Origin of the sequence: Nocardia flavorosea NBRC 108225 (assembly GCF_001613385.1) — a bacterium.
GTDB classification, from domain to species: Bacteria; Actinomycetota; Actinomycetes; order Mycobacteriales; family Mycobacteriaceae; genus Nocardia; species Nocardia flavorosea.
Genome location: NZ_BDCG01000017.1, coordinates 201,434 through 216,990, shown reverse-complemented (window position 1 = coordinate 216,990; position 15,557 = coordinate 201,434). Strand labels below are relative to the sequence as shown.

Here is a 15,557-nt window from a genome sequence, read left to right as displayed (position 1 = left end):
GAACGCTACTCGATCCGGAGGTCGGCTACTACATAGAGTCGTAAATAGGTGTCGACTCCCGCCGGCCGCGGACCGTATACGCCTGACCCTCCTGCCACCTCGCCCCACAAGAGCGGCAGATACCGCACTCGTTGCCGGATCAGCCGACGAACTCCGCGGCGCGGCCGGCCATATCGAGCAGCGGTTGTGGCGCAATACCCAGCACCAGTGTGGCCGCCGCGGCAACCACGATCGACGCCAGGGTGGCCGGCGGCCTGACCACGACCGGCGCATCGGCAGGCGGGTCGGTGAAGAACATCAGCACGATCACTCGGATATAGAAGAACGCAGCCACCGCGCTGGCCAGCACACCCACGATCACGAGCAACCCGGCATCACCGGCGGCCGCCGCCTGGAACACCGCGAACTTGGCGACGAAACCGGCGGTGACCGGAATCCCCGCGAACGACAGCAGGAGAAGGGCGAATACCGTCGCGAGCCAGGGCGCGCGGCGGCCGAGGCCGGCCCAGCGCGCCAATGCGGTGGCTTCGGTACCGTCGGGTTCGCGCACCAGGCTTACAACAGCGAAGGCGCCCAGCGTGCCCAGTCCGTAGACGAACAGATAGAACAGCGTCGAGGAGATACCGCGGTCGTTCGCGGCGACCAGTGCGGTGAGCAGGAAACCGGTATGCGCGATCGAGGAATACGCGAGCATCCGTTTCATATCCGTCTGGGTGATGGCCAAGACGGCACCGACCACCATCGTGGCCACGGCGACGGCGGCCAGCACCGGACGCCAATCGCCGGCGATCTCGGCGACGGCCACCTGCAGCACCCGCAGCAGAGCGCCGATCGCCGCGATCTTCGTGGCCGCTGCCATGAAGGCAGTGATCGGCGTGGGCGCACCCTGGTACACATCGGGCACCCACGCCTGGAACGGGACCGCACCGATCTTGAACAGCAAACCCACCGCCAGCATCGCGACACCGAGCAGCGCCAGTGTGGGCGCACCGGATTCGGCCGCGAGCGCCTCGGCGATACCGCTCAGCCGGACGGTACCGGCCTGGCCGTAGAGCAACGCCACCCCGTACAGGAAGAACGCCGACGAGAACGCCCCGAGCAGGAAGTACTTCAGCGCCGCCTCCTGCGAGAGCAACCGACGCCGGCGTGCCAGCCCACACAACAGGTAGAGCGGCAGTGAGAGCACCTCGAGCGCAACGAACATCGTGAGCAGATCGTTCGCGGCCGGGAACAGCAGCAAGCCGCCCAGGGCCAGGAGCAGCAGCGGAAATACCTCGGTAGGAGTGACACCCGCCGTCGCCGCGGATCGTTCGGCGCCGCTACCGGGCACCGCGGACGCCTGCGGAGTGAACGCGTCCATACCGTAGTCGGGTACGGCGGCGGCGCGACTCCAGGTGCCGGGGCCCGACCGCGGCCGGGGCAGCGGTCCACGTTCGGCGACGAAGAGCACCGCGAGAATTCCGACGACCAGCAGCGTGCCCTGCAGGAATAGTGTCACTCCGTCGACGGCGACCGCATCGGCGACGGCGGTCATCCTGGTTCCGGACAGCAGCACCACCGCGATCAACGCGGCGACGAGCGCGGTGAGGGTGAGCGCCACCTGGGTGGGATACCGGCGCGAGCGGGGGAGGAACGCATCCACGAGAACGCCCAGTACCGCCGCACCGAACACGATCAGAATCGGGGCCAGTGCGTGGTATTCGATACTCGGCGCGGGTATCGAGGCGGCCAGGATCTCACTGCCGCGTGGATCAGCGCTCATGGGGGACACCTCCGGTATTCGCCGCCTCCGGTTGGACCGGGACCGGCGGTGGGGGATCGACACTGCCGATGGTGGTGAGGGTCTGATGCACTGCCGGATCGATGAAATCGAGGACCGGCTTCGGATACACCCCGAGGAAGATCAGCGCACCGACCAGTGGCACCACCACGACCAGTTCCCGGGGAACCAGATCGTGAATCCCCTCGTTGCCCTTCGCCACCGGCCCGGTCATCATCCGCTGGTAGAGCCACAGCACGTAGATCGCGGCCAGCACCAGGGCGCCGGTGGCGAGGATCGCGGCCAGCTGGTAGCGGCTGAATGTGCCGATGAGCACCAGGAACTCACTGACGAACGGTGCGAGACCGGGTAGCGACAGCGTCGCCAGGCCGGCAATGAAAAACGTTCCGGCCAGCACCGGCGCCACCTTCTGTACGCCGCCGTAGTCGGCGATGAGCCGGCTACCCCGGCGCGACACCAGGAATCCGGCCACCAGGAACAACGCCGCGGTGGAGATGCCGTGGTTCACCATGTACAAGGTTGCGCCGGTCTGACTCTGGCTGGTCATCGCGAAGATACCGAGCACGATGAAACCGAAATGGGAGATCGATGTGTAGGCGATCAGCCGCATCACATCTGTCTGGCCGATGGCCAGCAGCGCGCCGTAGAGGATGCCGATCACGGCGAGGGCGATTACCAAGGGCGCGTAGGTATCCGAGGCGACCGGGAACAGCAGCAGGCAGTAGCGCAGCATACCGAAGGTGCCGACCTTGTCCACCACCGCCATCATCAGCACCGCGCTGGCCGGTGTCGCGGAGACCGCGGCATCCGGCAGCCAGGTATGTAGCGGCCACAACGGCGCCTTCACCGCGAACGCGAACATGAACCCCAGGAACAGGGCATTGAGCACGACCGGCCCGGCGCCGAGCTCGCCCGCGTTCGCGGCCGCCACCACCGTGCGCAGATCGAACGTGCCCGCCCCGTCGGTGCCGAGACCCTGCTGGACAGTGAGCACGTAGAGACCGATCACCGCCGCCAGCATGATCAATCCGCCGAGCAGGTTGTACAGCAGGAACTTCACCGCGGCCCGCGAACGCTGCTGCCGGGCGGGCGCACTGTCGGTGCGGGGCCCGAATCCGCCGATGAGGAAATACATCGGAATGAGCATCGCCTCGAAGAACACATAGAACAGCAGAATGTCGAGGGCCAGGAAGGAGACCAGCACCATGCCCTCGACCAGCAGCGTGAGGGCGATATAGATATGCGCTGCGCGTTTCCCGGAGCCCACTTCGCGATCGTCGTGCCAGCCCGCGAGTATCAGCAGCGGCACCAGACCGGCCGTGAGCAGCGTCAGTACCAGCGCGATTCCGTCGACGCCGAGCGTATAGCCCGCGCCGAACGCCGGTATCCAGGTATGGGATTCGACGAACTGGAATTGTTCCCCGCCCGGCTGGAAGGCCATGGCGACGCCGAGCGCTACGGCCAGGGTCGCCACCGCGAACACCAGCCCGGTCCAGCGGGCCGGGGTCGACCGGCCGGCGGGCAGCAGAAGCACGACTGCCGCGCCCACCACGGGGAGCAGCCAGAGCACGGTCAACCAGGGCACGGCGCTCACCAGATCCTTACGGCCAGCAGGGCGGCGGCCACCAGGGCCGCGCCGGTGAACATGGACAGGGCATACGAACGGACGAACCCGGTCTGGATCCGGCGGGCCCGTGCGGACAGTCCGCCGATGAGGGCGGCGCAGCCGTTGACGAGTCCGTCGATACCGCGGTTGTCGAGGAAAACCAGTGCCCGGGTGACATGCCGGCCGGGCCGCATGAACGCCGCCTCGTTGACCGCGTCCCCGTAGAGGTCACGGCGGGCGGCCACGGTCAGTGCGGAAACCGTGGCCGGTGCGGTGGCGGGGATCTTCGCGCGACCGTACTGCCGGTAGGCGAGTCCGATGCCGACCGCGACCACACCGAGCGCGAGCGCGGTGATCACGGGCACCGGCAGTGCAGGTTCGCCGTGATGTTCGCCGACGACCGGGGCCAGCCAGTTCTGCAGTGACGAACCCCAGACGAAGACCGCACCGGCGCCGACGGAACCGAGCGCGAGCAGAATCATCGGGCCGGTCATCACACCGGGGGATTCGTGCGGGTGGGTATCGGGTTTCCAGCGACGCTCACCGAAGAAGGTGAGCAGCATGACCCGGGTCATATAGAAGGCGGTGAGTCCCGCGCCGATCAGGGTGACGGTGCCCAGAATCGGTCCCGCGACCCCCTCGGCGGCGAATGCGGCCTCGATGATGCGGTCCTTGGAGAAGAACCCGGCGAACGGCGGTACGCCGATGATCGCGAGGTACCCGAGTCCGAAGGTGATATAGGTGATCGGCAGCAGCGTGCGCAGACCGCCGTAGCGGCGCATATCGGTTTCGTCGTCCATGGCGTGCATGACCGAGCCGGCGCCCAGGAACAGGCCGGCCTTGAAGAAGCCATGGGTCAGCAGATGCATGATCGCCACCGCGTAACCGGCGGGCCCCAGGCCGACGGCCAGCACCATATAGCCGATCTGGCTCATGGTCGACGCGGCGAGCGCCTTCTTGATGTCGTCCTTGGCGCAGCCGATGATCGCGCCGAACAGCAGGGTCACCGCACCCACCAGCACCACCGCGACCTGCGCGGTGGGTGCGAGGTTGTACACCGGGTTGGAGCGAGCGATCAGGTACACCCCGGCGGTGACCATGGTGGCGGCGTGGATGAGCGCCGATACCGGGGTGGGGCCCTCCATCGCGTCCCCGAGCCAGGACTGCAAGGGGACCTGGGCGGATTTACCACAGGCCGCCAGCAGCAGGAGCAGCCCGATCGCGGTGAGGGTGGTATCGCTCGCGGCGGAAGCGGATCCGAAGACCGCGTCGAAATCCACCGAGCCGAAGGTGGCGAACATGACCATCATGGCCAGCGCCAGCCCCATATCGCCGACCCGGTTCACCACGAACGCCTTCTTGGCCGCCGTCGCCGCGGTCGGCTTGTGATACCAGAACCCGATCAGCAGGTACGAGGCGAGACCGACACCCTCCCAGCCCAGATACAGCACGAGGTAGTTGTTCGCCAGGACCAGCAGCAGCATGGCCGCGAGGAACAGGTTCAGATAGGCGAAGAAGCGCCGGCGGCCGGTGTCTTCGCGCATGTATCCGACCGAATAGATATGGATCAGCGAGCCGACGCCGGTGATGAGCAGGGCGAAACAGATCGACAGCTGGTCCAGCGCCAGCCCGAAATCGACCTGCAGCCCGGCCACCGGAACCCAGCTGAACAGATCCGCCGTTACTGCCCGGTCGGGATCGGCGCGGCCCAGCATCCCCACGAACGCCACGATCGCGACGGCGAACGAGGCGAGCGCCGCGAAGGTCGCGAGCAGATGGCCCCAGGCATCGGCACGACGGCCGGTGAGCAGCAGTACGGCGGCGCCGGCGAGGGGCAGGGCGGGCAGCAGCCACAGCGTTGCTGTATCCATATCAGCGTCCTTTCGACATGCTCGGGAGCGCTGCGTGGCTACACTGCGCTGCTACCTCCGTGCTCGACCCGAACATGTCAGAACTTCAGCAGGTTGGCGTCGTCGACCGAGGTCGAGCGGCGGGCGCGGAAAATGGTGATGATGATGGCCAGTCCCACCACGACCTCGGCCGCGGCGACCACCATCGTGAAGAAGGCGAACACCTGACCGTCGAGGTTCGCGTGCATCCGGGCGAAGGTCACGAACGCGAGATTGACCGCGTTGAGCATCAGCTCGATGCACATGAACACGATGATGGCGTTGCTCCGCAACAACACTCCCGCGGCGCCGATCGTGAACAACAGCGCGGACAGGAACAGGTAGTTCTCGGGATTCACCGGGGACCTTCCTCGTCGGCCGGGCGAGTGGTGGGGTGTCCGGCGCCGGGCGTCGGGGTATCTCCGATACCGGGTGGTGCGGTTTCGCCGGCGGGACGTTCCGCGGTCGGCGCACCGACGGACAGGATCGCCGCATCGGTGAGTGCCCGGGTGCGGCGATGCCGCAGGATGGTGGAGACGGACAGTTCCTCGAAGGAGCCGTCCGGGAGCCGGGCGGGGATATCGACGGCGTTGTGCCGTGCGTAGAAACCGGGTGTCGGCAGCGGTGTCGGCCGGTGCCCGGGAACGCGGAACCGCCGCCGGGACAGTTCGCGCTGGCCGAGCTTGGGGACGAACTGCTCACGGTGCGCGAGCAGCATGGCGCCGATGGTGGCGGCGATGAGCAGGGCCCCGGTGAGCTCGAACGCCCACACATAACGCACGAAGATCAACTCGGCGAGCGCGCCTATCACGTCCTGACCGGGGAAACCGGTGGCGGGGAAGACGATATCGGAACGCCGGATACCGTGCGCGATCCCGGTGCACAGCAGGATGCCGAAGCCGACCCCGACCACAGCGGCGGCGATACGCTGCCCGCGCAGGGTTTCGCGCAGGGATTCCGCGGAATCGACGCCCACCAGCATGAGGACGAACAGGAAGAGCATCATGACGGCGCCGGTGTACACGACGATCTGGACGACACCGAGAAACAGTGCATCCTGGGCGATATAGAACACCGCCAGGCTGATCATGGTGGCAGCCAGGCAGATCGCCGAATGCACGGCTTTGGCCGCGAAAACCATACCCAGCGCACCGAGTACCGCCAGCGGCGCAAGGATCCAGAACTGGACGGCCTCGCCGGTGCCGGTCTCGGTGAGGGGAGTGGCTGCCAGGAATGCGGTTGCGGGGCTCATCGGGGGCCTCCTTGTCCCGCGCCGGCGACGGGGCGCTCCGTATCGCCGTGTACCCGGCCGAGGTAGTAGTCGGCCTCCGTGGTGCCCGGCTGCATGGCGTGTGGCGGGGCCTGCATATCCGGTGCCAGGGGCGCGAGGAGCCGGTCTTTCTCGTAGATGAGGTCGGCCCGGTTGTCGTCGGTGAGTTCGTAGTCGTTGGTCATCGTCAAGGCCCGAGTCGGGCAGGCTTCGATGCACAGGCCGCAGCCGATACAGCGCAGGTAGTTGATCTGATACACCTGGCCGTAGCGCTCACCGGGAGAGAAACGCTCCTCCTCGGTGTTGTCGGCGCCCTCGACGTAGATCGCGTCGGCCGGACAGGCCCAGGCGCACAGTTCGCATCCGATACATTTCTCCAGCCCGTCCGGGTGCCGATTGAGCTGGTGCCGCCCGTGATATCGCGGCGCGGTGGGCACCTTTTCCTCGGGATAGAACTCGGTATTGGGTTTCTTGAACATGGTGCCCGCGGTGACCGCGAAACCCGCCAGGGGTTCGAACAGACCGGGCGAGGAGGTAATGGTGGAGGTCCGCTCGGGAAGCGGTGGGGTGGGGAAGCCGAGGAAAACCTCGGAACCGCTCGGCGAACCCGCGGTGGGGGCGGCGATATCGTCGTCGGGCGGGAACTCCGGAGCCGGCGCGGGGATTCGGCCGGCCCGCAGGAACAACCCCACCAGCAGCGCGGTCACCAGCAGACCGGCGATCACCAGAATCGGCGTGGCCGCCGCATAACCTTCGAGATCGAGGACGCGGGCGGTGGCCACGACCATCACCCACGCCAGCGAGGCCGGAATCAGCAGTTTCCAGCCGAGGTTCATGAACTGGTCGTAGCGCAGCCGCGGCAGGGTGCCGCGCAGCCAGATGAAGACGAACAGGAACATCCATACCTTGGCGGTGAACCAGAGCAGCGGCCACCAGCCCGAATTCGCGCCCTCCCACAGATTGACCGGGAACGGGGCGCGCCAGCCGCCCAGGAACATGGTGGTCGCGAGCGCGGAGACCGTCGCCATGTTCACGTACTCGGCGAGCATGAACATCGCGAACTTGAGCGACGAATATTCGGTGTGGAAACCGCCGACCAGTTCGCCTTCGGCCTCGGGCAGATCGAATGGCGCGCGGTTGGTCTCACCGACCATGGAGATGCAGTAGATCAGGAACGACGGCAGCAGCAGGAACACATACCAGGTGGGTTGCTGGGCAGCGATGATGCCCGAGGTCGCCATGGTGCCGCCGAGCAGGAATACGGCCGCGAAACACAGCGCCATGGCGATTTCGTAGGAGATCACCTGGGCGGTGGAGCGAAGGCCGCCCAGCAGCGGGTAGGTCGAACCGGAGGCCCAGCCGGCCAGCACGATTCCGTACACCCCGATCGAGGTGATCGCCAGAATGTAGAGCACCCCCACGGGTAGATCCGTGAGCTGAAGCGCGGTGGGGTTCCCGAGGATCGACACCTCCGGCCCGAACGGGATCACCGCGAAGGCCATCACGGCGGCGACCACCGAGATGACCGGGGCGAGAACGAAAATGGGTTTGTCGACGATCGCGGGGACGATGTCCTCCTTGAACGCCATCTTCACCCCGTCGGCCGCGCTCTGCAGCAGACCCTTGGGGCCGACCCGGTTGGGCCCCACCCGCATCTGCATCCACGCGACGACCTTGCGTTCCACCAGGACCCCGAACAGGACGGTCAGCAGCAGGAACACGAAAACGGCGACGGCTTTGGCGGCGACCAGCCACAGCGGGTCCAGGCCGAAAAGGGACAGATCAGTCATGGTCGGAGGCCTCCGTCCGTTCGGCGCGCCGCACGGTGACGACGCTGCCCGGTCCTGCGCCCAGAGCGGTGTGCACCGAGCAGCCGGGTGAATTCATCGGCAGCCACACCACCCTGTCGGGCATGGGCGTAACCACCAATGGCAGAGTGACCGTGCCGTTTCCGGTGGCAACCGTGACCTGCTCGCCGTCGGCCACGCCCGATTCCGCGGCGGTGTCCGCCGACATACGGGCGACCGGCGCCCGGGCGATACCCGCGAGATTCGGCTCACCGTCCTGTAGCCGGCCGCGGTCGAGCAGCATCCGCCAGCCGGCCAGGACCGCGGACCCGGCGGGCGGCGCCGGCACCGGGCCGGCCGGATACGCAGGCGCCGTGGTGGTGGTCCCGGACCAGCCGGTGAGCCGGTCGAGTTCGGCCCGGGCGGCGGCGGTATCGGGCAGGCCCAGCGCAACACCGAGTTCCGCGGCGAGGCTGTGCAGCACCCGCTGGTCCGATATCGGTGCCGCGGTACGGCGCACCGTGCTGTCGGTCAACGCCGCGGTGAACGGCCGTGGGCGCCCCTCCCAGGTGCGGTAGGTACCGGATTTCTCCATCGCCGTCGCCACCGGGAACACCACATCGGCGTACGCGGTCACCTCGCTGTGCCGTTGTTCCAGGGAGATCACGAAATCCGCCCGGTCGAGCGTGGCCCGGGCCGCGGCCGGATCGGGCAGGTCGGCGAGTTCGACACCGCCGACGACGAGGGTGCCGACCCGGCCGCTGCCGTCGAGGATCGTCCCGGTATCACGCCCCGGCCCGGCCGGTATTTCGTCGACGTTCCATACCTGACAGACCTGGCGCCGGGCGTCGGGGTCGGTGACGGTCCGCCCGCCCGGGAGCAGGCCGGGCAGCGCACCCGCTTCCACCGCGCCGCGTTCACCCGCTCTGCGCGGCACCCACGCAAGCGCGGCACCGGTATCGGCGGCCAGCCGGATCGTCGCCGACAGCGCCCCGGGGACTGCGGCCAATCGTTCGCCTGCCAGGATCACCGCGCCGGGCCGGCGCAGCAGCCGCGCCAGGTCCGCCGAAACAGAGTCCGCTACCGCCGAGGTTGCCGATCCGCCGGTTCCGCCGAGTGCGCTGAGGGTCTGTGCTTCGGCACCCGGCACTGTCGGAAGCAGGGTGCCCGACATGCGTTCCAGACCGCGGGAGGCATATGGGGCGAGGGAGTAGACGGGCATGGCCCGGGTGCGTGCCTGCTTCCGCAGCCGCAGGTAGACGATGGGCGATTCCTCCTCGGGTTCGAATCCCGCGAGCAGCACCACCGGTGCGGTGTCGAGACTGTCGTAGCCGACGGAGTCGGGATGGCCGGCGACCCACGCGCCGAGGAACTCGGCCTCCTCCGCGGAATGGGCGCGGGCGCGGAAATCGATATCGTTGGTGCCGAGGACCACCCGGGCGAACTTCGCGTAGGCATAGGCCTCCTCCTCGGTGACCCGTCCGCCCGGTAGCACCGCCGCATTCCCCACTCCGGCACGCAAACCGCGCGCGGCCGCGGCCAGGGCCTCCGACCACGAACAGGACGCCAGTTCGCCGTCGGGGCGACGGAGCAGCGGCGTGGTGATCCGGTCCCGTTCGGTGGCGTAGGCGAATGCCCACCGGCCCTTGTCGCAGTTCCATTCCTCGTTGACCTGCGGGTCGTCACCGGCCAGACGGCGCATCACCTTCCCGCGCCGGTGATCGGTGCGCTGCGCGCACCCCGAGGCGCAGTGTTCGCAGACACTGGGGCTGGACACCAGGTCGAAGGGGCGGGCCCGGAAGCGGTAACTGGTCCCGGTCAGTGCACCGACCGGGCATATCTGCACGGTGTTCCCGGAGAAATACGAGTCGAGCGGCTCGTGCTCGGCGGTGCCGACCTGCTGCAGCGCACCGCGATCGAGCAGTTCGATGAACGGGTCTCCGGCGATCTGCTGGGAGAAACGGGTGCAGCGCGCGCACAGCACGCAGCGTTCCCGGTCGAGCAGCACCGCGCTCGACAGCGGAATAGGTTTGGGGAACGTGCGTTTGACGCCTTCGAACCGGGACTCGGTACGCCCGGTGGACATGGCCTGGTTCTGCAGGGGGCATTCGCCGCCCTTATCGCAGACCGGGCAGTCCAGCGGATGGTTGATCAGCAGCAGTTCCATCACCCCCTGCTGCGCTTTCTCCGCGGTCGGTGAACTCAACTGGGTGCGGGCCACCATGCCCTCGGTGACCGCCATCGTGCAGGACGCCACCGGTTTGCGCTGACCTTCCACTTCCACCAGGCATTGCCGGCAGGCGCCCACGGGCGCGAGCAGCGGATGGTCGCAGAATCGGGGGATCTGGACGCCGATCAGCTCGGCGGCGCGGATGAGCAGTGTCCCGGCCGGAACGCTCACCGTGGTGCCGTCGATGGTGAGGGTGACCAGGTCGGCGGGCTGCAGATCGGCCGAATCGGAACGGACGGTAGCTGTCATCGGATTACCTCTCCGGCCGCGGTGGAGGCCCAGGCGGTGGCGCGTGCCGGGTCGAAGGGGCAGCCACCTCGTTCCAGATGGGCGATGTATTCGTCGCGGAAATACTTCATGGAGGACACGATCGGGCTGGCGGCGCCGTCGCCGAGCGCGCAGAACGATTTACCGTTGATGGTGTCGGCGATATCCAGGAGTTTGTCCAGGTCGGCCGGGGTGCCGAGACCGGCTTCGAGCCGGGTGAGCAGCTGCACCAGCCAGTAGGTGCCTTCCCGGCACGGCGTGCATTTCCCGCACGATTCGTGCGCGTAGAACTCCGTCCAGCGCAGAACGGCCCGGACCGCACAGGTGGTGTCGTCGAAGATCTGCAACGCTTTGGTGCCGAGCATAGATCCGTGTGCCATGACATTCTCGTAATCCAGTGGTACGTCGAGATGTTCGGCGGTGAACAGTGGGGTCGAGGAGCCGCCGGGTGTCCAGAACTTCAGCTGGTGGCCCGCCCGGACACCCCCCGCGTAACCGAGAAGTTCCCGCAGCGTCACCCCGAGCTGCGCTTCGTACTGCCCCGGCCGGGTGACGTGTCCGGACAGCGAGTACAGGGTGAAACCCGGTGATTTCTCGGTGCCCATGGCACGGAACCAGCTCGGCCCGTTCCGGAGGATGGGCGGCACGCTGGCGATCGACTCGACATTGTTGACTACCGTCGGGCTGGCGTAGAGCCCGGCGACGGCGGGAAACGGCGGCCGCAGCCGGGGCTGGCCGCGGCGGCCCTCGAGCGAATCCAGGAGCGCGGTTTCCTCACCACAGATATACGCGCCGGCGCCCGCGTGGACGGTGAGTTCGAGATCGTATCCCGACCCCAGGATATCGGTGCCCAGCAGCCCGGCGGCGTACGCCTCGGCGACCGCGGCCTGCAACCGGCGCAGCACCGGCACGACCTCACCGCGTACGTAGATGAACGCATGCGCGGCGCGGATGGCGTAGGCCGCGATGATCACGCCTTCGATCAGCGAATGCGGGGAAGCGAGCATCAAGGGGATGTCCTTGCAGGTGCCCGGTTCGGATTCGTCGGCGTTGACGACGAGATAATGTGGTTTCACCGTGCCGTCCGGCTCGGGGCCCTGCGGGATGAAACCCCATTTCATTCCGGTGGGGAAGCCGGCTCCGCCACGGCCGCGCAGGCCCGCGTCCTTGACCGTGGCGATGACCTCGTCGGGCGTCATGGCGAACGCGGTCGGCAGTGCCTCGTACCCCTGATGCGCCCGGTAGGTGTCGAGTGTCCAGGAGTTCGGCAGGTTCCAATATCTGGTCAGTACCGGAGTCAAGGTCATCGTGCACCGTCCTCACCGGTCTCCGGCACCTCGGGTGCACGCATCCCCTGTTCCCGCGCGATATCCAGTCCCGCGAGCGTCGGACCGCCGGGATCACCGTCCAGTACGCCGGGACGGGTATCGGGGAATCCGGCCAGCACGCGCGCGGTCTCGCGGAACGTGCACAGCGGGGCGCCCCTGGTCGGCCGGACCGATTGGCCGTCGCGGAGATCGTCGACCAGGGTCTTCGCCGATTCGGGTGTCTGGTTGTCGAAGAATTCCCAGTTCACCATGACGACCGGCGCATAATCGCAGGCGGCATTGCATTCGATGTGTTCGAGGGTGATCTTGCCGTCGTCGGTGGTTTCTCCGTGCGCGATTCCCAGATGCTCGCGCAGTGTGGCGAGGATGGCATCGCCGCCGAGAACCGCGCACAGCGTATTCGTGCAGACACCGACGTGATAGTCGCCGGTGGGCGTGCGCCGGTACATGGAGTAGAAGGTCGCCACCGCCGTCACCTCGGCGCCGGTGAGGCCCAGCAGTTCGGCGCAGAACTCGATACCGGTGCTGCTCACACAGCCCTCTTCCGACTGCACCAGATGCAGTAGGGGCAGCAGGGCCGAGCGCGGTTGGGGATACCGGCCGATGATCTCCTTCGCCTCCGGTTCCAACCGGGCCCGGACCTCGTCCGGATAGGGTTGCGGCCGCGTGCTAAGGCGCAGCAGGATCTCGGTCATCGGTCCACCCCGCCCATCACCGGATCGATACTCGCCACAGCGGCGATCACATCGGCGACCATGCCGCCCTCGCACATCGCCGCCACCGCCTGCAAGTTCGTGAAGGACGGATCGCGATAGTGCACGCGATACGGCCGGGTACCACCGTCGCTGACCATATGCACCCCCAGCTCGCCGCGCGGCGATTCCACCGCCGCGTAGACCTGCCCCGGCGGTACCCGGATACCCTCGGTGACCAGCTTGAAATGGTGGATGAGCCCCTCCATGGAGGTGCCCATGATCTTGCCGATATGCCGCGGTGAGTTACCGAGGCCGTCGGGGCCCAGCGTGAGATCCGCCGGCCAGGCGATCTTCTTGTCCGAGACCATCACCGGGCCGGGACGCAGCCGGTCCAGGCACTGTTCCACGATCTTCAGCGACTCCTTCATCTCCTCGATCCGGATGAGGTAGCGGCCGTAGCAGTCGCAGGTATCGGTGGTGGGGATATCGAATTCGTAGGTCTCGTATCCGCAGTAGGGCATGGCCTTGCGTAGATCGTGCGGGAGCCCGGTGGACCGCAGCACCGGTCCGGTGACACCGAGCGCGATACATCCGGTGAGATCCAGATAGCCGATGCCCTGGGTGCGGGCCTTGAAGATCGGGTTGTGCGTGAGCAGGTGTTCCATATCCCGGAGCCGATTCGGCATCAGCTCCAGCAGTTCCCGCACCTTCGTGACCCCGTCGTCGGGGAGATCCTGGGCGACACCACCGGGCCGGATATAGGCGTGATTCATCCGCAGGCCGGTGATGGCCTCGAAAACATCCAGGATCAGTTCCCGCTCCCGGAATCCGAACAGCATCGGCGTGAGCGCGCCGAGCTCCATACCTCCGGTAGCGAGTGCCACCAGATGTGAGGAGATGCGGTTGAGCTCCATGAGCAGTACCCGGATCACGGTGGCGCGCTCGGGGATATCGTCGGTGATCCCGAGCAGGCGTTCCACTCCCAGGCAGAAGGCGGTTTCGTTGTAGAACGGGGACAGATAGTCCATCCGGGTGACGAAGGTGACGCCTTGGGCCCAGGTGCGGAACTCCAGGTTCTTCTCGATCCCGGTGTGCAGGTAGCCGATTCCGCAGCGGGCCTCCACCACGGTTTCGCCCTCGATCTCCAGGATGAGCCGGAGCACACCGTGCGTGGACGGATGCTGCGGCCCCATATTGACGACGATGCGTTCCTCGCCGGCGCCGCGGAGCGCATCGGCGACATCGTCCCAGTCCTGGCCCGCGACCGTTACCACCTGGTGGTCGGTGTCCGTGCCCGGCGCGGCCGGGGTGGTACCGGTACCGGAGTCGTCGTGGTCGGGCCCACCGGAAACACCGGGCCGGATATCGATTTCACTCATCAGCTGTAGGCCCTCCGCTCATCGGGCGGCGGAATGCGCGCGCCCTTGTATTCGACCGGTATCCCGCCGAGCGGGTAGTCCTTGCGCTGTGGGTGACCGCGCCAGTCGTCGGGCATGGTGATCCGGGTCAGCGAGGGATGCCCGTCGAACCGGATACCGAAGAAGTCGTAGGTTTCCCGTTCGTGCCAGTCGCACGTCGGGTACACGCGATACAGCGAGGGAATATGCGGATCCGTATCGGGTGCCGCCACCTCGAGGCGCAGCCGCCGGCCGTGGGTGATCGAGTTCAGGTGGTAGACGGCGTGCAGTTCGCGGTCCGTTTCGTCGGGGTAGTGCACGCCGCTGACTCCGAGGCACAGTTCGAAACGCAGGGCGGGATCGTCGCGTAACGCCCGTGCCACCGCCACCAGATGGTCCCGGCGCACATGCAGGGTGAGTTCGTCGCGGTCCACGACCACTTTTTCGATCGCCGCGTCGAAACCGGCGCCGGTGTCCAGTGCGGTGCGCAACAGGTCGACGACCGTATCGAAATAGCCCCCGTAGGGCGGGGGAGTACCACCCGGCAGGGCGATCTCGTGCACGAGGCGCCCGTACCCGGAGGTGTCACCGCTACCGGAGATGCCGAACATACCGCGGCGGCGGCCGATCACCTCGTCGTTCGGCCCGATGGGCTGTTCCGGTTCGACGGCTCGGCTGTCGGTGGATTCGGGACGGTCGGTGCTCATCGCAGCAGACCCTCCATCCGGATCGTCGGGGTCGCGGCGAGGGCGGCCTGCTCCGCAGCCCGGATCGCCTCGGCGCGATTCACCCCCATCGGGGTGTGCTGGATCTTGTCGTGCAGGGCGATGATCGCGTTGAGCAGCATCTCCGGTCGCGGAGGGCAACCCGGCAGGTAGATATCGACCGGCACCACGTGGTCCACACCCTGCACGATCGCGTAGTTGTTGAACATTCCGCCCGATGATGCGCAGACTCCCATGGCCAGTACCCATTTCGGCTCGGTCATCTGGTCGTAGACCTGTCGCAGTACCGGCGCCATCTTCTGGCTGACCCGGCCCGCGACGATCATCAGATCGGCCTGCCGCGGCGAGGCGCGGAAAACCTCCATACCGAAACGAGCCGAATCGAACCGGCCGCCGCCGGTTGCCATCATCTCGATGGCGCAGCAGGCCAGACCGAACGTCGCCGGCCACAGCGATCCCTTGCGCATGTACCCCGCCATGGCCTCGACCGTGCTGAGTACGAACCCGCTGGGCAGTTTCTCTTCCAAACCCATATCCGACTACTCCCTGGGCTATGGGCCCGCGCCGGAACGCGGACCGCGGC

12 protein-coding genes are annotated in these 15,557 nt (G+C 67.2%); all 12 read right to left on the bottom strand.

The window, feature by feature from the left end; translation table 11 throughout:
• Window positions 1-139: 139 nt before the first annotated feature.
• The 12 genes from nuoN to NFL01S_RS23195 all read right to left on the bottom strand — a co-directional run bounded on the left by nuoN (window position 140) and on the right by NFL01S_RS23195 (window position 15,507).
• The gene (gene nuoN / locus NFL01S_RS23250) at window positions 140-1,762 is read right to left on the bottom strand and encodes an NADH-quinone oxidoreductase subunit NuoN (RefSeq protein WP_062978403.1); all 1,623 of its coding nucleotides are present in this window, start codon (window positions 1,760-1,762) and stop codon (window positions 140-142) included.
• Window positions 1,752-3,374, bottom strand: a complete 1,623-nt coding sequence (locus NFL01S_RS23245) for an NADH-quinone oxidoreductase subunit M (protein WP_062978402.1) — start codon at window positions 3,372-3,374, stop codon at window positions 1,752-1,754. Before NFL01S_RS23245 ends, nuoN begins: the two co-directional genes overlap by 11 nt.
• On the bottom strand, window positions 3,371-5,257 hold the full coding sequence (gene nuoL / locus NFL01S_RS23240; protein WP_062978401.1) for an NADH-quinone oxidoreductase subunit L: 1,887 nt from the start codon (window positions 5,255-5,257) through the stop codon (window positions 3,371-3,373). Before nuoL ends, NFL01S_RS23245 begins: the two co-directional genes overlap by 4 nt.
• A 77-nt stretch (window positions 5,258-5,334) precedes the next feature.
• Window positions 5,335-5,634 carry an NADH-quinone oxidoreductase subunit NuoK gene (nuoK, locus tag NFL01S_RS23235; RefSeq protein WP_033241823.1) on the bottom strand — a complete coding sequence of 100 codons (300 nt, stop codon included), beginning with the start codon at window positions 5,632-5,634 and terminating at the stop codon, window positions 5,335-5,337.
• The gene (locus tag NFL01S_RS23230; RefSeq protein WP_084493172.1) at window positions 5,631-6,527 is read right to left on the bottom strand and encodes an NADH-quinone oxidoreductase subunit J; all 897 of its coding nucleotides are present in this window, start codon (window positions 6,525-6,527) and stop codon (window positions 5,631-5,633) included. Before NFL01S_RS23230 ends, nuoK begins: the two co-directional genes overlap by 4 nt.
• On the bottom strand, window positions 6,524-8,335 hold the full coding sequence (gene nuoH, locus NFL01S_RS23225; RefSeq protein ID WP_062978400.1) for an NADH-quinone oxidoreductase subunit NuoH: 1,812 nt from the start codon (window positions 8,333-8,335) through the stop codon (window positions 6,524-6,526). Before nuoH ends, NFL01S_RS23230 begins: the two co-directional genes overlap by 4 nt.
• Window positions 8,328-10,811 (bottom strand): NADH-quinone oxidoreductase subunit G, encoded by a 2,484-nt coding sequence (locus NFL01S_RS23220; protein ID WP_062978399.1) that lies wholly within the window; start codon window positions 10,809-10,811, stop codon window positions 8,328-8,330. Before NFL01S_RS23220 ends, nuoH begins: the two co-directional genes overlap by 8 nt.
• Window positions 10,808-12,136, bottom strand: a complete 1,329-nt coding sequence (nuoF, locus tag NFL01S_RS23215; protein WP_062978398.1) for an NADH-quinone oxidoreductase subunit NuoF — start codon at window positions 12,134-12,136, stop codon at window positions 10,808-10,810. The genes NFL01S_RS23220 and nuoF overlap by 4 nt, the downstream gene beginning before the upstream one ends.
• Window positions 12,133-12,852, bottom strand: a complete 720-nt coding sequence (gene nuoE, locus NFL01S_RS23210) for an NADH-quinone oxidoreductase subunit NuoE (protein ID WP_062978397.1) — start codon at window positions 12,850-12,852, stop codon at window positions 12,133-12,135. Before nuoE ends, nuoF begins: the two co-directional genes overlap by 4 nt.
• The gene (gene nuoD, locus NFL01S_RS23205) at window positions 12,849-14,231 is read right to left on the bottom strand and encodes an NADH dehydrogenase (quinone) subunit D (protein WP_245670841.1); all 1,383 of its coding nucleotides are present in this window, start codon (window positions 14,229-14,231) and stop codon (window positions 12,849-12,851) included. Before nuoD ends, nuoE begins: the two co-directional genes overlap by 4 nt.
• The gene (locus tag NFL01S_RS23200) at window positions 14,231-14,956 is read right to left on the bottom strand and encodes an NADH-quinone oxidoreductase subunit C (protein ID WP_062978396.1); all 726 of its coding nucleotides are present in this window, start codon (window positions 14,954-14,956) and stop codon (window positions 14,231-14,233) included. The genes nuoD and NFL01S_RS23200 overlap by 1 nt, the downstream gene beginning before the upstream one ends.
• A complete protein-coding gene (locus NFL01S_RS23195; protein ID WP_062978395.1) occupies window positions 14,953-15,507 on the bottom strand; it encodes a NuoB/complex I 20 kDa subunit family protein in 555 nt (184 codons plus the stop codon). Before NFL01S_RS23195 ends, NFL01S_RS23200 begins: the two co-directional genes overlap by 4 nt.
• Window positions 15,508-15,557 lie beyond the last annotated feature (50 nt).